Raw genomic sequence first — 19413 nt, 5'->3', positions numbered from 1 at the left:
AGGATCAGGAGTGGGGATCCCGTGGGGCCATCAGTCGAGGTCCGGCATGGCCAAGGTGGGCTCGGCCTGACGGTCGATGCCCTTCTCGAAACCGGCGGCGGCGGCGCGGGCCCGGCCCGCATGCCACAGGTGACCAACCAGGAAGAAGAAGGCCAGTACGAACTGGGTGGAGGCCAGCCATTGGCGGATGTTGACGAAGTTCACCGAGTTGGGCTCGGTGATGATGCCGCCCACGGAGTTGAGGGAGGCGTTGGGGGCGTGGGTCATGTACTCGGCGGCCCGACGCACCTGCCAGGGCTGAATGTCGTTCTGGAGCTTGTCGAGGCTCAGACCGTTGGGGCCGCGCAGGGGCTCCAGCCAGGGACCGCGGAAGTCCCAGAAGCGCATGGTTTCACCACCGAAGATGATCTCGCCGGTGGGGGAGCGCATCAGGTATTTACCGAGGCCGGTGGGACCCATGGCGGAGCCGATGTTGGCGCCCATGCGCTGGTCACGCACCAGGAAGGTGAAGCTCTGGGCCTGGGAGGCTTCGGCGTTGGTGGGGCCGTAGAACTCCGAGGGGTAGGCGGTGTTGTTGAACCAGATGTAGGCCGAGGCGATGAAGCTCATGAAGCTCAGGGCGCCGAGGCTGTAGCTCAGGTAAGCCTCCCCGTTCCAGATGAAGGCGCGACGCACCCAGCCGAAGGGCTTGGTGATGACGTGCCAGATGCCACCGAAGATGCAGATCAGACCGATCCAGATGTGGCCACCGATGATGTCCTCCATGGAGTCGACACCGATGATCCAGCCCTCGCCGCCGAAGGGGGCTCGGGTGAGGTAACCGAAGATCACCCCGGGGCTGAGGGTGGGATTGCTGATCAGGCGAACGTCACCGCCACCGGGAGCCCAGGTGTCGTAGACACCGCCGAAGAACATGGCCTTGAACACCAGCAGCAGCGCACCCACCCCGAGAAGGATGAGGTGGTAGCCGATGATGTTGGTCATCTGGTTCTTGTCGCGCCAGTCCTGGGAGAAGAACGCGGAATAGTTCTCCAGGATTTCAGGACCACGCAGGGCGTGGTAGAGCCCGCCGAGGCCGAGCACGGCGGAGCTGATCAGATGCAGCACACCGACCACGAAGAACGGATAGAGATCGGTGACCTCACCGCCGGGACCGACGCCGTAGCCGAGGGTGGCGACATGGGGGAACAGGATCAGCCCCTGCTCGTACATGGGCTTGTCGAAGGTGAAGTGGCTCACCTCGAACAGCATCATGGCGCCGGCCCAGAAGACCATCAGGCCCGCGTGGGCCACGTGGGCGCCCAGAAGACGGCCGGAGAGGTTGATCAGCCGGGCATTGCCCGCCCACCAGGCATAGCCGGTGGAGTCGAGGTCCTTGCCCCCGACCGAAATGAGACCGGAATTAAAGGGCGTTTCCACGGGGCAGAACCTCTTCAGGGAAGATGAAGTTTTCGTGCGGCTGGTCGGCAGGCGCCATCCAGGCACGCAGACCTTCGTTGAGCAGGATGTTCTTGGTGTAGAACGTCTCGAATTCAGGATCCTCCGCCGCCCGGATCTCCTGGCTCACGAAGTCGTAGGCCCGCAGGTTGAGGGCCAGGCCGATGATGCCGATGCTGCTGGTCCACAGACCCATCACCGGCACGAACAGCATGAAGAAGTGCAACCAGCGCTTGTTGGAGAAGGCGATCCCGAAGATCTGGCTCCAGAAGCGGTTGGCGGTGACCATCGAATAGGTCTCCTCTTCCTGGGTGGGCTCGAACGCCTTGAAGGTGTTGGCCTGGTCGCTGTCCTCGAACAGGGTGTTCTCCACCGTCGCGCCATGGATGGCGCACAGCAGGGCACCGCCCAGGATGCCGGCCACGCCCATCATGTGGAAGGGGTTCAGGGTCCAGTTGTGGAAGCCCTGCAGGAACAACAGGAAGCGGAAGATCGCCGCCACCCCGAAGGAAGGCGCGAAGAACCAGCTGCTCTGACCCAGGGGGTACATCAGGAAGACACTGACGAACACCGCGATCGGGCCGGAGAAGGCGATGGCGTTGTAAGGACGGATGCCGACGAGACGGGCGATCTCGAACTGGCGCAGCATGAAGCCGATCAGGGCGAAGGCGCCGTGCAGGGCCACGAAGGGCCAGAGACCACCGAGCTGGATCCAGCGGACGAAGTCACCCTGGGCTTCCGGGCCCCAGAGCAGCAGGAGGCTGTGCCCCATGGCATCTGCCGGGGTGCTGACGGCGGCGGTGAGGAAGTTGCAGCCCTCCAGGTAGCTGCTGGCAATGCCGTGGGTGTACCAGGAGGTGGCGAAGGTGGTGCCGGTGAGCCAGCCGCCCAGGGCCAGATAGGCCGTGGGGAACAGCAGCAGACCGGACCACCCCACGAAAACGAAGCGGTCGCGCTTGAGCCAGTCGTCGAGGACGTCGAACCATCCACGGGTGGCAGGGGCGCGCCCCAGGGCGATCGTCATGGGTGAAAGCGGTGCGGAAGACCCGCAGGGCTGTGGGTTACCGGGGGATGGTAACAACGTTGATCGGCCTGGCGCGCCGGGCGACATGGGCTGAAACTGACGCCTCCGGCACGCTTCGCGGCAGGATGGCAGCCCATCGCCCCCTCTTCCCGCATGGCTTCGCCCGGCGTCGCTTCCCCTTCGGCCGACGAGCAGGTGCTGGAGCAGCCGGTGCTCGGCTCCCGGCGTCTCTCCAACCTGCTGGTGGCTGCGGCCGTGAGCATCGGTGGGATCGGCTTTGTGCTCACCAGCGCCTCCAGCCGCTTCGGCCGCGACCTCCTGCCCATCGGCCACCCCGCCGCCCTCGTCTGGGTGCCGCAGGGGCTGGTGATGGGGCTCTACGGGGTGGCGGCCCTGTTGCTGGCCACCTATTTGTGGCTGGTGATCAGCATCGATGTGGGCTCTGGCCTCAACCGTTTCGATCGGAAGGCCGGCGAGGCTCGCATCAGCCGCCGCGGCTTCCGCCAGCTGATCGAGGTGGTGATCCCCCTCCGGGAGATCCAGGCGGTGAAGGTGGAGGTGCGCGACGGCCTCAGCCCCCAGCGACGCCTGGCCCTGCGGGTGCAGGGCCGGCGCGACATGCCCCTGACCCGGGTGGGTGAGCCGATGCCCCTGGCCGATCTCGAGCTGGCCGGTGCCCGCCTGGCCCGCTTCCTGGGCGTCCCCCTGGAGGGTCTCTGACGATGGGGACCGCCACGAAAGCCGCCGGCCTCGGCTGGCGCCTGCTGCTGCTGGTGCTGCTCGGCCTCACGCCTCTCGGCTTGTCAGCCTGCGCCGCCGACAACGGCAACCGACCCATGGGCTGCGAGGCGGCCACCACCCCTTGCCTCAAGGGCACGGCCGTGGTGGCGATGGAGACCAGCAAGGGGCTGGTGGAGCTGACCCTGGATGGGGCGGCGGCGCCGCTCACGGCCGGAAACTTCGTCGATCTCGTCCGGCGGGGGGTCTACAACGGCACGGTTTTCCACCGGGTGGTGAAGGAGCCGGTCCCGTTCGTGGTCCAGGGTGGTGACCCCAGCAGCGCCGATCCCAAGGTGCCCGCCAGCGACTACGGCTCGGGCGGCTTCGTCGACTCGGCCAGTGGTGAATCCCGGCGCATTCCCCTGGAGCTCAGGCTCGAGGGCGAGCAGGAACCCCGCTACGGGGAGGAGATCACCTCCCCGACCGCCACCCGCCAGCTGGCCCTCAGCCACGAGCGCGGCGCCGTGGCCATGGCCCGCTCCAGCGATCCCAATTCGGCCAGCGCCCAGTTCTACGTGGCCCTGCAGGCGTTGCCCGAGCTGGATGGCCGCTACGCGGTGTTCGGCCGGGTCAGTAAGGGGATGGACGTGGTCGACCGCATCCAGCAGGGCGACAAGCTGCTCAGGGCCCGGGTGATCGAAGGCGGCACGCTGGTGCAGAACAGGAAGCCCTGAGGCTGCCCGGGCCGGAACCGGCCTGGCCTCAGGCCGGAACCCGCTTGTCGGAGACGGTGGCCTTGAGCAGCTCGGTGTTCACCCCTGAGGCCCGCTCCAGCGCCACCTTGCCCGTGCGGGCGATCTCCAGGATCCCGTAGTTCTCGAGCAGGCGCTCCAGGGCCACCAGCTTGCCCGGGTCGCCCACCACCTCGAGGGTGAGGGCGTCGTCGGCCACATCCACCACCTTGGCCCGGAACACCTGCACCAGATCGAAGATGGCGCCGCGGTTCTCCGCCGGTGCCGCCACCTTCAGCAGCATCAGCTCCCGCTCCACGGCGGGAATGGTGGAGAGGTCGATGACGCCAAGCACGTTGATCAGCTTGTTGAGCTGCTTGGTCATCTGCTCGAGGGTGCGGTCGTCCCCCTCCACCACCATGGTGAGACGGGACATGCCGCGGTGCTCGGCCGGCCCCACCGCCAGGCTCTCGATGTTGAAGCCCCGACGGGCGAACAGACCGGAGATGCGGCTGAGGGCCCCCGATTCGTCTTCCACCAGCACCGAGAGGGTGTGCTTCATGTCGGGGTCGGGAGCGGGGTGCTTCGGGGGACCGGATCGGCGACCGGAATGGTCTTCCCAAAACTACGCGCCGGGGTGTGCACTGTCGTCAACCGGCCCCCAGGCGCTCCAGCCAGGGGAGCACGGCGTCGTGGAAGGCGGCGGGGGTCTCGTCGTGGGGGCAGTGGCCGCACTGGGCGATCACGTGCAGAACGAGGTCGCTGCGCAGGCCGAGGCACTGCCGGGCCACCTCCACCGGCACCAGCCGGTCCTGCCCCCCCCAGATCAGCAGGGTGGGCCGCCCCGGCCGCTGCAGCAGCGAGACGGCCGTGGCCCGGTGCGGCCGCAGGGCCATGCCGATGCTCATCGCCCGCAAGGTCCGCACCGCGCCGGGGCGTCGGGCGGGGCGGGCGATCACCCGGCGCAGCTCCTGGTCACCGATCACCGGGTGGTGGTAGGCCGACTGGATGCCCAGGTCGAGCAGGGGGGAATGGGCCAGCAGGGGCACCGCCAGCTCCAGGGGCAGCAGCCGCAGCAGCAGCCTGATCACCCCCCGCTTTAGGCGCCGCCGCCAGGGCCGGCGCCGGGGCTGGTGCCGCTGGGCCATCAGCAGGCTGGGGTCGGGGAGGGGGGCCGCCACCACGGCCCGCACCCAGGCGGGGAAGAACACGCTGCAGGTGAGGGCCACCAGGCCGCCGAGGGAATGGCCCACCAGCACCGCCGGCCCGCCGACCACCTCCGCCAGGAACGCCTGCACCTGGCGGGACCAGAGGCGGTTGTCGAGGGCTTGATGGCGGTGCGTCCCCGGCTGGCTCGAGGCGCCGAAGCCGATCAGGTCGAGCCCGTAGACGCACCAGCCCGCTGCCGCCAGGGCACCGGCATTGCGGCGCCAGTGGCCGCTGCCGGCCCCGAAACCGTGCAGCAGCACCACGGCCGGCCGCTCGCTGTCCCCCAAACGGCGCCAGTGGCAGCTGTGGCCAATCCATTGCCAGACGGCGTGATCGCCCCAGTCGGCCCCCTCAGGCGACGGGATCTCCCACGAGGCAGGCTGGGGGTCGGCGGACGACACCGATGGTTGGGGCAAGGATCCGGACGTGAGCGGACCTGATCACTATTGCGAAGGCGCGGCCGTGCTGGAGGCCGGTGACGGCTTCTTCCGGCCCGCCTCCCGGCCCGCCAGGGACTTCGGCGTGCTGCTGGTCCGAAGCCTGGCCGCCACGGCGGCGGGCGGGCCCGTGCGGCTGCTCGACGGGATGGCGGGCTGCGGCATCCGGGCCCTCCGCTACGGGCTTGAAGGCGGGGCCACGGCGGTGTGGGCCAATGACGCCGACCCCGACCGGCTGCCGCTGCTGGAGCGGAACCTCGCCCGGTTGCCGGCGGCGGTGCACCGGCAGGTGGGCACGGCCACGGCCCAGCGGCTGCTGGCGGGCTGCCTGGTCGAGGGGCGCCGCTTCGAGCTGGTGGATCTGGACGCCTTCGGCTGTCCCGCCGCCCTGGTGCCCCTGGCCCTGGAGGCGGTGGCCTTCGGCGGGGTGCTCTACCTGGCCAGCACCGATGGACGCTCGGCCACGGGCCACGACCGCCGGGCGGCGCTGCGCCGTTTCGGGGCCGCCGCCCGGGCCCACCCCGCCAGCTGGGAGATCGCCCTGCGTCTGCAGCTGGGGCTGCTGGCCAGAAGCGCCTGGGCGATGGGCCGCGGCATCACCCCACTGCTGAGCTTCAGTGAGGGACGGGCCTTCCGCACCGCCCTGCGGGTGGAGCGCCATCCCGTCCGGGGCGAGGAGGGGCATCTGGGCCTGGTGGCCCACTGCCACGGCTGTGGGGACCAGCAGGTGCAGAGCCTGGGGACGCTGGGGCGGTGGCGGCCCTGCGGCTGCCCCGGGGCGCCATCCGGTGAGGTTCCGCCGCTGGCGGTGAGCGGCCCCCTCTGGATCGGCCCCCTCCAGGATCCCGCCACGCTCACGACCATGCTCCAGGAGGCTGGGAGCGAAGGCGTCCATCTCGACCGCCCGGGCCGCCGGCTGTTGGAGAGGCTCCGGGCCGATCCGGCCACCACGCCCCGGTGCTGGCCCGTCGCCGCCATCGCCCGCCATCTGGGCCAGGGGCCCCCACCGCTGGCGGACCTGGTGACGGCCCTGACGGCCCAGGGGTTCGCCGCCGCCGCCAGTGGCGTGATGGCGGGCCAGCTGCGCAGCGTGGCCCCCTGGCCCGTGATCGTGGCCACGGCCCGGGGCCTGGTGGCCGCAACGGCTGCTAGATAGGTACCCCGTTCCCCCTGTCCGGGCCATGGCCTCTGAAATCTTCGGCACCGCCGCCATCTTCTGGGTGCTGATTCCCGTCGGCCTGGCGGGCGGCGCGCTGCTGCTCAAGCTTCTGAACGACTGAACCCCCGGATCGCGCCGGCGACGGACGCACCACTAGGCTCAGCCCGCTTCCTTTGCTGGGGTCCATGAAGGTTCTTGTCATCGGCGGAACAGGAACCCTCGGTCGCCAGATCGCCCGTCGCGCCCTTGATGCGGGCCATGTCGTGCGCTGCGTGGTGCGATCGCCCCGCAAGGCGGCCTTTCTGCAGGAGTGGGGCTGCGACCTCACCCGTGGTGACCTGCTGGAGCCCGACAGCCTCGATTACGCCCTCGAGGGCCAGGAGGCGGTGATCGACGCCGCCACGGCCAGGGCCACCGATGGCGGCAGTGCCTACGACATCGACTGGGCCGGCAAGCAGAACCTGTTCGCGGCCTGCGGCCGGGCCGGGCTCCGCCGGCTGGTGTTCATTTCGCTGCTGGATGCGGCTCGCCACCGCAGCGTGCCGCTCATGGACATCAAGGCCTGCACGGAGGACTGGCTTGAGGCCTCCGACCTCGATTACACGATCCTGCGCTGCGTCGCCTTCATGCAGGGCCTGATCAGCCAGTTCGCCATCCCCGTGCTGGAGAGCCAAACCGTTTGGGTGAGCGGCGCTCCCACCCCGATCGCCTACATGAACACCCAGGATGTGGCGCGCTTCGCCGTGGCCGCCCTGGAGCGTCCCGAGACGGTCCGGCAGGCGTTCCCCGTCGTCGGTCCCCGGGCCTGGACCACCGGGGAGATCACCCAGCTCTGCGAGCGCTACAGCGGCCGTGAGGCCCGGGTGTTCCGGGTGCCGCCGGTGCTGCTGCGGCTGATGCAGGCGATCACGAGCTTCTTCGAAGCCAGCCTGAACGTGGCCGAGCGCCTCGCCTTCGCTGAGGTGGTGGGGGGCGGCGAGGCCCTCACGGCTCCCATGGAGGCCAGCTACGCCGCCTTCGGCCTCGATGAAGCCGAGACCACCCGCCTGGAGGATTACCTCAAGGAGTATTACGACACGATCCTGCGGCGCCTGCGGGAGATGGAGTCGGACCTCGACAAGGAAGCCAAGAAGAAGCTGCCCTTCTGAGCCCCCGGCCCGCCAGTTCGTGTGTACTATTGCGGCGTTTGGCGGCGGCCATGGCGATTTCCCAGATCAAGAACCTGCAGCGGCGTCTGGCCAACCTGGAGGAGGAGGCGATAGCCGAGCTCACCCGTGCCTGCGGCCACGAGCTCTGGGCTTCCCTCGGTTTTGATGCCTTCGACAGCCTCGAGGATCCCGACCGCCGCGCCCGGGCCAACTACTACTACGGCCAGCTGCAGACCGTCAGGGAGCTGAAGGACGCCCTGACGGTCTGAGCAGCGCCGCCAGCCGTTCCCGCTCCCCTGAGCTCACCTGCCGCCAGACCCCCGCAGCCAGCCCGGCCAGATCGAGGGGTGGGCCCCCATCCATCAGGTCGATCGCCGTCCGCACCAGGCGCAGGGTGGGCAGGCCCACCGCCGCGGTCATGCGCCGCACCTGCCGGTTGCGCCCTTCCCGCAGCTCCACCTCCAGCCACGCCGTCGGCACCCGCAGGCGGTGCCGGATCGGCGGATCCCGTTCCGGCAGTCCGGGGTGCTCCACCGCCCGGGCCAGGGCCGGCAGGGTGCGGCGTCCCTTCACCATCACCCCGCGGCGGAGTCTGTCGAGGGCGGCTTCGGTGATGGCTCCCTCCACCTGCACCAGATAGCGGCGCCAGTGGCCGTGGGCCGGATCGGTGAGCCTGGCCTGGAGACGGCCATCGTCGGTGAGGAGGAGCAGTCCTTCGCTGTCCGCATCCAGCCGGCCGGCGGCGTAGACGCCGGGAACATCGATGTGATCCCCCAGGGTCCTCCAAGCGCTGCCCGGCTCGGGCCGGAACTGGCTGAGCACCCCGTAGGGCTTATGGAAGAGCAGGGTGGTGCTCACCGCCCCCTGCCGTCAGGAGCTTTCCCGTGCCCGCCAGAGGTTGACCACGCCGATCGAGATCAGCAGCAGGCCCAGATCCATCGCGATGGGGGGAAGGATCATGGGGAGCCGGGAGCGACAGGCGGGCTGACCCTATCGCTCCAGGACGGCCGGCGTGGGACGGGAGCTGGGGTAGGGCGCGGTCGGCGCCTAAGCTGGTGGTCTGTTGTTATCCACAGGCCAGCCGTCCCGCATGATCGAAACGTCCGGTGTGATCGAAAAGGAGCAGGGCAACGGGTTCTACCTCGTCACCCTCGAGCAGCCTGCCGGTCACCAGTGCCTGTGCCGGGCGGCGGGCAAGCTCACCAAGTTCCGCATCAAGCTTCTCGCCGGTGACAAGGTACTGGTCGAGATCAGTCCCTACGACCTGACCCGGGGACGCATCACTTACCGGGAACGCAATGCCGGTGCCACCGGCCCCCGGCCCGGCGGCAACCGTCCGGGCGGTCCCCGGCGCCGCTGAGCCCGGCCACATGAGTTCTGGAGACTCCAGAGCTCCGGGTAGATCAAGGCTCTGGAAACTTCAGATCTCCAGAACCCTCAGATTTCCAGCAGTCCGTCCGTTTCCGGACGGCGGCCGAGGTGCAGGTCCCTCGGCACCATGAGCACATTGGCCTGCAGCAGCTCGGGGTGGTCCTCGAGGGTGAGGAGCCATTCACGGAACTCCTCGTTGATGGCGTAGCTGTCCTCGAAGAGTTCGCGGCCGTCGAGGGCGGCACGCCGAGCCAAGGCCCAGCAGACGGCGACGGTCAGACGACGATGCACGGCCGCATCGAGGGGGGTATCGGAAGAACTGTCGTGATCGCTGGCGTCGTCTCGTGGCCTGTCCATCGGGGTGATCTCGGTGGATGTCCTGTGGTGCCCACGTTGGCGGCTCGTGGGCGCAACGACGGTGTTGGTTGTCACATCGTTGCAGGAAACCTGGCTGCAACAGGCGAATCGAAGCCAAATGGAAGCCGATCCGCGGCGTCAGGCCGATCGGCGCCGGATGTTCGGCAGCACCGGACCGCTGACGCTGATCATGCGCCCGGCATCATCCGCCAGGGCCTGCAGCGGCAGGCGCTCGTCGCTGCCCGGCGCGCTGCCCCCGGCGGTGGCCAGCGCCGGCGGGCGTGGGCGGATCACGTAGGGCTCGCTCACCGTCCAGCCCCGGGCGTAGCCGATCAGCAGGGGATCGGCCGGTGCGAACACATAGGACGGCCGCCGTGGGATGGATTCCTGACCGGAGCGATCCCCGTCCATGCGCACGGCCCTGGTGATCGCCTGCACGAAGCGGCTGCGGGTGACCACGGTGGTGAGGTAAGCCACCACCCGCAGCCGCGGCGCATCGAAGCCTTCGGCGCACATGTCGATGCTCACCAGCCAGTCGGCCTCCCCGGCCTGGAACGCCGCCAGGTGCTGGGCCGCCTCGGGATCCTGGGAGTGGACCAGGTGCACCCTGTCCCCCTCCTGGGCCAGCAGGTCGGCGATGGTGCCGGCGTGGCCGATGTCGCGGGCCACCACCAGCCCGCCGGCCCCCGGGTGCTCCAGCCGCACCCGCTCCAGGCGGCGGCGGGCCTGGAGCAGCAGCCGCAGGGCGATCCCGCCCCGATCCCCTGGCCGGATGGCCCGACGCAGGTTGCGGGCCCGCCAGCTCTCCCGCTGCTCCGCCGACAGGGGGGACGTCTCGCGTTCGTGGCCGTCCTCCGGGCGACCGTGTTCCACCCAGCCGTCCTGAAAGCGGAACTCCAGGGGCCGCACGTCGCCGGCGGCGATCAGGGCCCGGGGCTCGACGCAGAGGTCCGGGATGATCCGCTCGGCCGGCCCGTCCTGGTCGTGCATCCGGATCCGGCGAGCGGCGCAGAATCCCAGGTTGTCGGCACGGAAGGGGGTGCCGGTCAGCCCCAGCCGCAGCCGCGCGCCCCCGCTGAGGCTGCTGAAGGCGTGGCCCCAGGCCGTGGCCTCCGGCTCCAGGGGATCGAGGCCCAGGTGGTGCACTTCGTCGGCGATCGCCAGCCAGGGCCGGCCCGCCAGCAGGCGGCCCAGCTCCCCCTCCAGGCGATGGCGGTGCAGGGCCGCCCCCTGGTAGCTCAGCAGCAGCCCCTGGCCGGCGGCGGGCGGGGGGGCACCCCCCGGGGCGTCCCACTCCCGCAGGTCCAGGCCGAGGCGGGCGGCGGCGTTGACCCACTGGCGGCCGATGGCGCTGCGGTGGGAGAAGACCACGAACCGCTCCAGCCGCCCTTCCCGCTGCAGCTGTCGGAAGGCGAGCAGGGCCCCCAGGGTCTTGCCGGCACCGGGCCCGGCGTGGAGGAGCACGTCCTGGCCGCCGGGGTTGGCCGCCACGAGCCGGGCCCGGAGCAGCTGGATCAGGCGCCGCTGCCAGGCCCGCGGTTCGGGGCCGCCGGAGGATGGGGAGGGGCCGGGAGCCCCGGCATGGCGGCGCAGACCCAGATCGAAGGACGGTGGCGCCATTCCACGATTCTGCTGGGCCGTCCAGGTCCGGGTGGGCGTGTCCGCACATTGGCGTCCGCTTGCTTGCCGTCACCGGCGGGTCTGTCTATCGCGGAAGAAGTGTGGGTGGCCTGGCGTTGGTCAAATTGCTGATTCCCAGGGAGACGGCTCCCGGTGAGCGGAGGGTCGCCGCGACCCCCGAGACGGTCAGGCGGCTGGTGGCCAAGGGGGCGACCCTGCAGGTGGAGCGGGGGGCTGGCCAGGCGGCCGGCTTCCTGGACGCCGACTACGCCGCCGTGGGCGCCGCGCTGTGGGACGGGGAGGCCAGGGACTGGGAGACGGCCAATGCCGTGCTCTGCGTCCAGCCCCCGCGTCCGGAGGCGCTGGCCCGCCTCCAGGCCGGGGCCCTCCTGGTGGGGCTGCTGGCCCCCTACGGCGCCACGGACCTGGTCGACACCCTCAACGACCGGCGGGCCTCGGCCATCGCCCTCGAGCTGCTGCCGCGGATCACCCGGGCCCAATCGATGGATGTGCTCTCCTCCCAGGCCAACATCGCCGGCTACAAGGCGGTGCTGCTGGCGGCGGCGGCCCTCGATCGCTATGTGCCGATGCTGATGACGGCGGCGGGCACGATCCAGCCCTCCCGGGTGCTGATCCTGGGGGCCGGCGTTGCCGGTCTGCAGGCCCTGGCCACCGCCCGTCGCCTGGGCGGCGTGGTCTACGTCTCGGACGTGCGGCCGGCGGTGAAGGAGCAGGTGGAGTCCCTCGGCGGGCGCTTCATCGACCCCCCGGAACTGGAGGAGGCCCCAGCCGAGGTGGGGGGCTACGCCCGCCAGGCCAGCGAGGCGTTCCTGGCGGCCCAGCGCCAGCAGCTGGCCGACCAGCTGGCCCTGGCCGACATGGTGATCTGCACGGCCCTGGTGCCCGGCCGGCCGGCCCCCCGCCTGATCAGCGAGGCCATGCTCGACGGCATGCGGCCCGGCGCCGTGGTCGTCGATCTGGCCGTGGCCCAGGGGGGTAACTGCTTTGGCACGATCCCCGGGGCCACGGTGGAGCGCCGGGGTGTGCTGCTGATCGGGGCCGATGGCCTGCCCAGCACCGTGCCCAACCACGCCAGCGCCCTCTACGCCCGCAACATCGCCGCCCTCATCGAGCATGTGCTCGGGGAGGACGGCTTCCGGCTGGATCCGGAGGATCCGATCCTCGACGGCTGCCTCTTCACCCACGCCGGCGTCTGCCGCCGGGACGACATCGTCCAGCCCGCCGGCCTGTCCCCCATCGGAGCCCGTTCATGAGCCTCCTGACGCAGTCCCTCTGGGTGCTCCTGCTGGGCAGCCTGCTGGGGCTGGAACTGATCGGCAAGGTGCCCCCCACCCTGCACACCCCCCTGATGTCGGGGGCCAACGCCATCAGCGGCATCACCGTGCTTGCCTCCCTCACCCTCATCCAGCAGGCCGGGGACAACACGGCCCTGCTGGTGATCGGAGCCCTCTCCCTGGGCTTCGCCCTCTACAACGTGATCGGTGGCTTCCTCGTCACCGATCGCATGCTCGCCATGTTCCGCCGCAAAGGCGACAGCCGATGACATTCTCCATGGATGCTTTCGCCGCCGGCATCGACCTGGCGGCCGTTCTCCTGCTCGCCCTCGGCATCAAGGGCCTCTCCAAGGTGAGCTCGGCCCGCGGGGCCAACGGCCTGGCCGCCCTGGCCATGGGGCTGGCCGTGGTCGGCCTGCTGATCCAGATCCGGCCCGATCCGATCGCCTGGCTGTGGATCGCCGCCGGCAGCGCCGCCGGGGGTCTGGCCGGTCTGGTCACCGCCCGCCGGGTGCCGATGACCGCCATGCCGGAAACGGTGGCCCTGTTCAACGGCTGCGGCGGCATGGCCTCCCTGCTGGTGGCCATGGGCGTGGCCATCTTCGACACGGGTGACGCCGACATCGTTGCCCTGGTGTCGATCGCCGTGTCGGTGTTCGTCGGCGCCATCACCTTCAGCGGCTCGATCGTGGCCATGGCCAAGCTCCAGGGCTGGCTGGACACCCCAGGCTGGACCCAGAGCCGCCTGCGCCACGGCGTCAACATCTCCCTGGCGGTGCTCTGCCTGGTGTCGGCCCTGCTGCTGCCGGGCGATCCGGGCGGCCTGCCCCTGTGGCTGCTGATCGGGGGCTCCACCCTGCTGGGCATCGGCGTCACCCTGCCCATCGGCGGGGCCGACATGCCGGTGGTCATCTCCCTGCTCAACTCCTATTCCGGGGTGGCGGCGGCGGCGGCCGGTTTCGTGGTGGGTAGCCAGCTGCTGATCGTGGCCGGCGCCATGGTGGGGGCTGCGGGGCTGATCCTCACCCAGGTGATGTGCACCGCCATGAACCGCTCCCTGGTGTCGGTGCTCTTCGGCGGTGCCCTCGGGGCCAGCGCCGGCGCCGTGGGCGGCGGCGGCAGCGAGGCGGGCTACACCCGCATCACCAGCTGCAGCGCCGAGGAATGCGCCATGGCCCTGGAGCAGGCCGAACGGGTGGTGTTCGTGCCGGGCTACGGCCTGGCCGTGGCCCAGGCCCAGCATTCCCTGCGGGAGCTGGCCAAGCTGCTCGAGAGCCATGGGGTGGAGGTGAGCTACGCCATCCACCCGGTGGCGGGACGCATGCCCGGCCACATGAACGTGCTGCTGGCCGAGGCCGACGTTCCCTACGAGCAGCTGCTGGAGATGGACCTGGTCAACCCCGAGTTCCCGCGCACCGACGTGGTCATCGTGCTGGGGGCCAACGACGTGGTGAATCCCCAGGCCAAGAACGACCCCACCAGCCCCCTGTACGGCATGCCCGTGCTGGAGGTGGACCAGGCGCGCCAGGTGTTCGTGGTCAAGCGCAGCCTCGGTGCGGGCTACGCCGGCATCAACAACGCCCTGTTCGAGATGCCCCAGACCGCCATGGTGTTCGGGGATGCCAAGGCGGTGCTCAACGGCCTGCTCAGCGAGCTGCGGGCGATGGGTGTGGGCAAGGTGAAGGTGGCGGCCTGACCCTGGGGCCCGTGCCGTGTCCCAGCTCCCCGACCACCTCGGCCTGGCCCCCTTCCGCCAGCGCTCCCCCTGGATCGGGGGGGATCTGCAGACCCTGCGGGACACCCTGCGTCCCCTGCGCTTCCCCCCTGATCACGCCGAGCCGCTGACCATCCCCCTGGCTGATGGCGGTCAGCTGATGGGGCTGCTGGACCGCCCCGCCGGCGCTGAGCCGGCCGCCCTGGTGCTGGTGCTGCATGGGCTGGGGGGCTCCAGCGACGGCCCCGGCCCGCGCCGGCTGGCCCTGGCCCTGGTTGCCGAGGGGTTCGCCGTGCTGCGGCTCAACCTGCGGGGGGCCGGCCGGGGTCGGCCGCTCGCCCGGGGCACCTACTGCGCCTGCTGCAGCGAGGATCTGCGTCCTGCCGTGGCCCTGGCCCGGCAGCTGGCCGCCGACCGGCCCCTGTTCGGCGCCGGCATCTCCCTGGGCGGCACGGTGCTGCTCAACGGCAGCCTGGCGGGGCTGGCGTTCGATGGCCTGGTCTGCGTCAGCAGCCCGCTGGATCTCCATGTCTGCGCCGTCCAGTTCGAGCGCCGCCGCAACCGGGTGTACCAGCGCTGGCTGATGCAGCGCCTGCGGGAGCAGACCCTGGCCGATCCGGGCGGGCTGCAGGAGGCTGAACGCCGGGCGCTGGCGGGGCCCGGTCGGGCCCGCACGATCCGGGCCTTCGATGCGGCTATCACCGCCCCGCGCTGGGGTTTCGCCTCGGTGGCCGCCTACTACGACGCCGCCAGCCCCCTAGCGCCCCTGATCGCGGGCCGGCCCCTGCCCCCCACCCTGCTGCTCCATGCCGGCGACGACCCCTGGGTCCCGGTCGGACCGCTGCGCCACCTGGCGGCCGCCACCAGCGGCGAGAACCTCGCGGCGCCCCGGCTGGCGCCCCGGATCGTGATCACGCCCAGGGGCGGCCACAACGGCTTCCATGCCCCCGGCGACGGGCCCGCCGCCTGCTGGGCCGACCGGCTGGCGGTGGCCTGGCTGCGCCGCCTCAGCCGGGGGGAAGGGGACGGCTGAAGGGGGTGCGCCGCACGATCCATTCCTCGATCGGCACCCCGCCGACCACGTGCTCATGCACGATCCGCTCGATCCGCTCGGGGGTGACGCCCCCGTAGGTGATCCCCTCCGGCCAGAGGAGCAGCACCGGCCCCTGGCAGCAGACGCGCAGGCAGTCGGCCTTGGTGCGAAGCACCACTCCCTGGGGCCGGGCGGGGTCCTCCAGCCCCAGGTCCCGCACCAGCTGTTTGAGCCGGTTCCAGCTCGCCGTACCCACGGCCGGATCGCCGCAGAGCGCCTTGGTGGGGGTGGCGCAGAGCAGCAGGTGGTGCTGGACCCCGTTCACGCCGGCAGGGCCGGCGCCGGATGGCTGCGGAGCGCGGCGGCGGCCTCGCGGGTGGCCTGGCGGGCCCAGCCATCCACTGCCAGCACGTCGTCGAGGGAGGGCGAGCTGTGGTGATCGCTGCGGTGGCGGTCGCAGACGCGCTCGATCAGCTCGGGGATGGCCAGGAAGGGAATCGCCTCCTCCAGGAACAGGGCCACCGCCTGCTCGTTGGCGGCGTTGAGCACGGCCGGCATGGTGCCGCCGGCACGGCCGGCGGCGTAGGCCAGCGCCATGCAGGGGTACTTCTCCCGGTCGGGGGCGCGGAAGGTGAGCTGGCCCACGGCGGTGAGATCGAGGCGGCGCCAGGGGGTCTCCAGCCGCTCCGGCCAGCTGAGGCAGTAGAGGAGGGGCAGCTTCATGTCGGGCCAGCCCAGCTGGGCCAGCACCGAGGAATCGGCCAGCTCCACCATCGAGTGGATGATGCTCTGGGGGTGGATGACGATCTCGATGTGGTCGTAGTCGAGGCCGAACAGGTAGTGGGCCTCGATCACCTCCAGCCCCTTGTTCATCAGGGTGGCGGAATCCACCGTGATCTTGCGCCCCATGCTCCAGTTGGGGTGGCTGGTGGCATCGGCCACCGTGGCCTTGGCCAGATCGGCGGCGGGCCAGTCGCGGAAGGCGCCGCCGGAGGCGGTGAGCTGGATCCGCCGCAGGCCCGGGGTCGGCACGCCGGTGGAGAGGCGGGCGGTGTCCGCCCAGGGGGTGCCCTGCAGGCACTGGAAAAGGGCCGAGTGTTCGGAGTCGGCGGGCAGCAGCCGGCTGCCGCTGCGCTGCAGTTCGGGCAGCACCACCGGGCCGGCGGCGATCAGGGTCTCCTTGTTGGCCAGGGCCAGGTCCTTGCCGGCGCGGATCGCCGCCAGGGTGGGCAGCAGGCCGGCGCAGCCGACGATCCCCGTCACCACCAGATCGGCGCTGGCCCAGGCCGCGGCGGCGCAGAGACCGTCGGAGCCCCCCAGCAGCTCGGGAAGACGGGCCGGACGCCGGGCCGGTTCCAGGTCGGCCAGGCGCCTGGCCAGCTCGCCGAGGCGGGCGGCATCGGCCAGGGCCACCACCTCCGGGGCATGGCGCAGGATCTGCTCCACCAGCAGATCCAGGTTGTTGCCGGCGGTGAGGGCCACCACCTGGAAGCGGTCGGGGAACTCCTCGGCGATCTCCAGCGTCTGGGTGCCGATGGACCCGGTGGAGCCCAGAACGCTGATGGCCTTCACGCGCGGCTCCCCCGTCGGGCTCGTGGGCTCCCAGTGTCCCATCCCCGGCCGCCCTCCCCCGCTGGCTTAACTGGGACCACACCGATCCCTACCCATGTCGTGGCTGCAGCGCTGGAACTTCATCGAGCGGGCCCGGATCGAGCGCCAGCTCTGGGAAGCCTTCGAGCGCCGCGAAGACCTGGAGGCCCTGGTGGAGGACTGCCGCCGGGCGGTGGCGGCGGGTGAGGGGAAGCGGGCCTTCCAGCTGGAGGTGTGGCAGACCACCCTGCAGCGGATCCGCAAGATCGAAACCCTGATGGCGGGCAAGCAGCCTGAGTGACGGCCGAAAGCACCCCGACGGATGGCCGAGGTGCGCTGGGCACCCCGGCGGCGCTCAGCCGGGCCTTCCGCAGGGGGCTCCGTTCCGGGTCCCGTTCCGCTGCCAGGCCTGCTGGACCAGGGGCCACACCACATCGGGCGGCAGGCCGTCCATGCAGGCGTGATGCTCCAGCGGGCAGGCGGGGTTCTCGAAGCGCACCTGGAGGCAGCCGCCGCAGCGCTGCCGGCTGCGGCTGACCCAGACGTGGTCAGCCCGGGGGGCCCACAGATCCCGGGGGCTGGCACCGATGCCGTCGGCGTCGGTGCCGAACAGGGCCACCGTGGGGCAGCCGGCGGCGGCGGCCAGGTGCAGCGGGCCGGAATCCACGGCGATGCAGAGCCGGCTGCGGGCCAGGGCGCCCACCAGGGCCGGCAGGCTGAGGCGCCCGCGCAGATCCCGCACCCCGGCACGGGCCAGCAGGCCGCGCTCAAGCCGGTCGCCGGCCTGGCGCGGCTCGGCGGGGGGAGGGCCGCCGATCAGGCCGATCGATCCGGGCGGCAGTCCCATCTCCCGCTGCAGGCGCTCGAGCAGGGCCAGCCAGTGCTCCAGGGGCCAGAGCTTGGCGGGCCGCTCGCCGTTCACGGCGATCAGCACCGGCGGCAGCCCGGTGGGGGCGGGCTCGGCGGGGAGCTCCACCCGCTCGAACGCCGTGTCCACCCAGGCGACGCGGCAGTGCAGTTCGCGGATGCTGTTGCTGCCGATCCAGCCGGCATAGCGCTCCACCAGGGAGGGACTGGCCCAGTGGGGATCGAGAGCGAGGGCGTGGAGGGGGTGGTCGCCGGCGGGGATCGGCGCTGCGCCGACCACGAAGCGCGGGTCCAGGGCCTGGACCCAGGCGGGGCTGTGGGGGGCGTGGCCGTCGGCGTTGATGACCAGATCCACCCCGTCGTCCCGTCCCTGCTCACGGAGGGTCCGGCGCCACTGCCGCAGGGCCGGCAGGGCCGCCGGGCCTTGCTCCGCCAGAGGCAGGCTGGCGTCGATCCAGGGATTGAGCCGCTCCAGCTCCCGGGTGCGCTGGCTGCCCACGTAGATGATCAGGGCATCGGGATACTTGCGGCGCAGGCCCCGCAGCAGCGGCTGGAGCACCACATAGTTGCCCAGCTTGGCGGCGCCGAGCACCACGATCCGGGGCCGGGGGCCGAGGTCCTCGTCCCGGAAGCGGTGCATCAGGCGGGGCAGGGTGTTCATGGCCGCCCCGCGCTGACGGAGCCGACGGGCTGGGGTGTGGACGCTGGGGCCGCCTCCAGGTCCCACTGGCTCAGCCAGCGCCGCATCCAGGTGCCCCGGTGGGGCTGCTCGAGCCGTCGCCGGCTGTGGAGCCACAGGCTGTTGAGCAGGAAGGTGGTGCGATTGCAGGCCTGCAGCCGGACGTCGCTGGCGATGGTGGCGCTGGCGACCGGATTGGCCTCGTGCTGCAGCCGCTGCAGGGTCTGGGGGGCGATCCACTCGATAGCGTCGCAGGCGCGCAGGCGTTCGGCGTAGTCGAGGTCTTCGCAGTAGGCCGGGTGGAAGTTGGCATCGAACAGGCCCACCCGGTTCCAGGCGGCAGGGGTGATGGCGAAGGCGGAGAACTCCTGGGGGGCCGGCAGCAGCGGCAGGAACTGGGGACGGCTTGGATCGACCCGCTCCATCACCCCGGCCAGCACCCCTGGGGCGAACACCACGTCGTTGTTGACCAGCAGGGCAAAGGCCGCCTCCGGAAAGGACGTGAGGATGGCGTTCCAGCTGGAGGCGACGCCCTGGTTGCCGAAAGGCCGCGCCACCCGCACCCGGGTGACGCCGGCGGGGGGCTGGCGCTCCAGCCGGGCCAGCAGCACCTGGAGCGCTTCGCTGTCCGCCAGCCCGGAGCCGATGCTGTTGTCGACGATGGCGAGGGTCTCGATGGGGTGATCGAGGCTGTCGAGCAGGCGCTGCAGCAGGTCGGGGCGGTTGAGGATCGGGATCCCCAGCAGGGGGATGGCGCCGGTTGTGGTGGCGGGGGGACTGACGCCATCCAGCCGTCGCCAGAAGTCATCGACGGGGGATCGGTCGCCACTGAGGGAGGCGTACTGGGCCAGGCAGCCCCAGAGGTCGGGATTGGTGAGATCGCGGCGGCTGGGGGAGGCCGGCAGGTCGGTGAAGTAGGTCTTGCTCCAGAGAAGCAGGAGGGACCTGGCGGCGGCCAGATCCCCCTTCTGCAGGCAGGTGAGGTAGTTACGGGCGAAGCGGGCCTGTTCCAAGGTGACCAC

At 71.1% G+C, this 19413-nt stretch carries 23 protein-coding genes; 12 read left to right on the top strand and 11 right to left on the bottom strand.

Annotated elements, in window-relative coordinates; genetic code table 11:
- Positions 1-30 precede the first annotated feature (30 nt).
- Positions 31-1419, bottom strand: a complete 1389-nt coding sequence (gene psbC / locus CYAGR_RS05535; protein ID WP_015108803.1) for a photosystem II reaction center protein CP43 — start codon at positions 1417-1419, stop codon at positions 31-33.
- Positions 1403-2461, bottom strand: coding sequence for a photosystem II D2 protein (photosystem q(a) protein) (gene psbD / locus CYAGR_RS05530; protein ID WP_015108802.1), 1059 nt, complete (start codon positions 2459-2461; stop codon positions 1403-1405). The genes psbC and psbD overlap by 17 nt, the downstream gene beginning before the upstream one ends.
- A gap of 153 nt (positions 2462-2614) precedes the next feature.
- Between psbD and CYAGR_RS05525 the strand changes: the two genes are divergently transcribed.
- Both CYAGR_RS05525 and CYAGR_RS05520 read left to right on the top strand, forming a co-directional pair.
- Complete coding sequence (locus CYAGR_RS05525; RefSeq protein WP_015108801.1) at positions 2615-3181, top strand: photosystem I assembly protein Ycf4; 567 nt, start codon at positions 2615-2617, stop codon at positions 3179-3181.
- 2 nt (positions 3182-3183) lie between these two features.
- Positions 3184-3915, top strand: coding sequence for a peptidylprolyl isomerase (locus tag CYAGR_RS05520; RefSeq protein WP_015108800.1), 732 nt, complete (start codon positions 3184-3186; stop codon positions 3913-3915).
- A gap of 28 nt (positions 3916-3943) precedes the next feature.
- Here CYAGR_RS05520 and ilvN read toward each other — a convergent pair whose 3' ends face one another.
- Positions 3944-4474: an acetolactate synthase small subunit gene (ilvN, locus tag CYAGR_RS05515; RefSeq protein ID WP_015108799.1), complete on the bottom strand. Its 531-nt coding sequence runs from the start codon at positions 4472-4474 to the stop codon at positions 3944-3946.
- Between the two features lie 88 nt (positions 4475-4562).
- On the bottom strand, positions 4563-5522 hold the full coding sequence (locus CYAGR_RS05510) for an alpha/beta fold hydrolase (RefSeq protein WP_015108798.1): 960 nt from the start codon (positions 5520-5522) through the stop codon (positions 4563-4565).
- Positions 5523-5547: 25 nt separating this feature from the next.
- On the opposite strand from CYAGR_RS05510, the gene CYAGR_RS05505 reads away from it, so the two are divergent.
- The 4 genes from CYAGR_RS05505 to CYAGR_RS05490 all read left to right on the top strand — a co-directional run bounded on the left by CYAGR_RS05505 (position 5548) and on the right by CYAGR_RS05490 (position 8134).
- Positions 5548-6714, top strand: coding sequence for a N2,N2-dimethylguanosine tRNA methyltransferase (locus CYAGR_RS05505; protein WP_156818394.1), 1167 nt, complete (start codon positions 5548-5550; stop codon positions 6712-6714).
- Positions 6715-6739: 25 nt separating this feature from the next.
- Positions 6740-6838 carry a cytochrome b6-f complex subunit PetM gene (petM, locus tag CYAGR_RS05500; protein ID WP_015108796.1) on the top strand — a complete coding sequence of 33 codons (99 nt, stop codon included), beginning with the start codon at positions 6740-6742 and terminating at the stop codon, positions 6836-6838.
- Positions 6839-6902: 64 nt separating this feature from the next.
- Positions 6903-7865 carry an NAD(P)H-binding protein gene (locus CYAGR_RS05495; protein ID WP_015108795.1) on the top strand — a complete coding sequence of 321 codons (963 nt, stop codon included), beginning with the start codon at positions 6903-6905 and terminating at the stop codon, positions 7863-7865.
- Between the two features lie 50 nt (positions 7866-7915).
- Positions 7916-8134 carry a hypothetical protein gene (locus CYAGR_RS05490; protein WP_015108794.1) on the top strand — a complete coding sequence of 73 codons (219 nt, stop codon included), beginning with the start codon at positions 7916-7918 and terminating at the stop codon, positions 8132-8134.
- Here the strand turns inward: CYAGR_RS05490 and CYAGR_RS05485 are convergent.
- Positions 8103-8723 carry a pseudouridine synthase gene (locus CYAGR_RS05485; protein WP_015108793.1) on the bottom strand — a complete coding sequence of 207 codons (621 nt, stop codon included), beginning with the start codon at positions 8721-8723 and terminating at the stop codon, positions 8103-8105. The genes CYAGR_RS05490 and CYAGR_RS05485 overlap by 32 nt on opposite strands.
- Positions 8724-8955: 232 nt before the next feature.
- Here CYAGR_RS05485 and infA point away from each other — a divergent pair, with 232 nt between their 5' ends.
- Complete coding sequence (gene infA, locus CYAGR_RS05480) at positions 8956-9225, top strand: translation initiation factor IF-1 (protein ID WP_015108791.1); 270 nt, start codon at positions 8956-8958, stop codon at positions 9223-9225.
- Between the two features lie 77 nt (positions 9226-9302).
- On the opposite strand, the gene CYAGR_RS05475 is transcribed toward infA, so the two are convergent.
- Positions 9303-9593: a hypothetical protein gene (locus tag CYAGR_RS05475; RefSeq protein ID WP_015108790.1), complete on the bottom strand. Its 291-nt coding sequence runs from the start codon at positions 9591-9593 to the stop codon at positions 9303-9305.
- A 138-nt stretch (positions 9594-9731) separates the two neighbouring features.
- Complete coding sequence (locus CYAGR_RS05470) at positions 9732-11213, bottom strand: DEAD/DEAH box helicase (RefSeq protein ID WP_015108789.1); 1482 nt, start codon at positions 11211-11213, stop codon at positions 9732-9734.
- Between the two features lie 116 nt (positions 11214-11329).
- Between CYAGR_RS05470 and CYAGR_RS05465 the strand changes: the two genes are divergently transcribed.
- Genes CYAGR_RS05465 through CYAGR_RS05450 form a run of 4 tightly spaced genes read left to right on the top strand, consistent with a single transcriptional unit; the run spans position 11330 to position 15255 of the window.
- Positions 11330-12487 carry an NAD(P) transhydrogenase subunit alpha gene (locus CYAGR_RS05465; protein ID WP_245552618.1) on the top strand — a complete coding sequence of 386 codons (1158 nt, stop codon included), beginning with the start codon at positions 11330-11332 and terminating at the stop codon, positions 12485-12487.
- Positions 12484-12777: an NAD(P) transhydrogenase subunit alpha part 2 gene (locus CYAGR_RS05460; RefSeq protein WP_015108787.1), complete on the top strand. Its 294-nt coding sequence runs from the start codon at positions 12484-12486 to the stop codon at positions 12775-12777. The genes CYAGR_RS05465 and CYAGR_RS05460 overlap by 4 nt, the downstream gene beginning before the upstream one ends.
- 8 nt (positions 12778-12785) lie before the next feature.
- Complete coding sequence (locus CYAGR_RS05455; RefSeq protein WP_156818559.1) at positions 12786-14204, top strand: NAD(P)(+) transhydrogenase (Re/Si-specific) subunit beta; 1419 nt, start codon at positions 12786-12788, stop codon at positions 14202-14204.
- 16 nt (positions 14205-14220) lie between these two features.
- Positions 14221-15255 carry a YheT family hydrolase gene (locus CYAGR_RS05450; RefSeq protein ID WP_015108785.1) on the top strand — a complete coding sequence of 345 codons (1035 nt, stop codon included), beginning with the start codon at positions 14221-14223 and terminating at the stop codon, positions 15253-15255.
- Here the strand turns inward: CYAGR_RS05450 and CYAGR_RS05445 are convergent.
- Positions 15230-15580: a (2Fe-2S) ferredoxin domain-containing protein gene (locus CYAGR_RS05445; RefSeq protein ID WP_015108784.1), complete on the bottom strand. Its 351-nt coding sequence runs from the start codon at positions 15578-15580 to the stop codon at positions 15230-15232. The two genes, CYAGR_RS05450 and CYAGR_RS05445, sit on opposite strands and share 26 nt — an antisense overlap.
- Entirely contained in the window at positions 15577-16827 is a 1251-nt protein-coding gene (locus CYAGR_RS05440) for a 1-deoxy-D-xylulose-5-phosphate reductoisomerase (RefSeq protein WP_043325464.1), read from the bottom strand. The genes CYAGR_RS05445 and CYAGR_RS05440 overlap by 4 nt, the downstream gene beginning before the upstream one ends.
- Positions 16828-16921: 94 nt before the next feature.
- Here CYAGR_RS05440 and CYAGR_RS05435 point away from each other — a divergent pair, with 94 nt between their 5' ends.
- The gene (locus CYAGR_RS05435; RefSeq protein WP_015108782.1) at positions 16922-17146 is read left to right on the top strand and encodes a hypothetical protein; all 225 of its coding nucleotides are present in this window, start codon (positions 16922-16924) and stop codon (positions 17144-17146) included.
- Positions 17147-17200: 54 nt separating this feature from the next.
- Here the strand turns inward: CYAGR_RS05435 and CYAGR_RS05430 are convergent, their stop codons facing one another.
- On the bottom strand, positions 17201-18373 hold the full coding sequence (locus tag CYAGR_RS05430) for a glycosyltransferase family 9 protein (RefSeq protein WP_015108781.1): 1173 nt from the start codon (positions 18371-18373) through the stop codon (positions 17201-17203).
- Positions 18370-19413 (bottom strand): glycosyltransferase family 2 protein, encoded by a 1044-nt coding sequence (locus CYAGR_RS05425; protein WP_015108780.1) that lies wholly within the window; start codon positions 19411-19413, stop codon positions 18370-18372. Before CYAGR_RS05425 ends, CYAGR_RS05430 begins: the two co-directional genes overlap by 4 nt.

The organism is Cyanobium gracile PCC 6307 (assembly GCF_000316515.1).
Classification (GTDB): domain Bacteria; phylum Cyanobacteriota; class Cyanobacteriia; order PCC-6307; family Cyanobiaceae; genus Cyanobium; species Cyanobium gracile.
The sequence above is the reverse complement of the archived record's forward strand: the minus strand, read 5'-3'. Positions and strand labels throughout refer to the sequence as shown.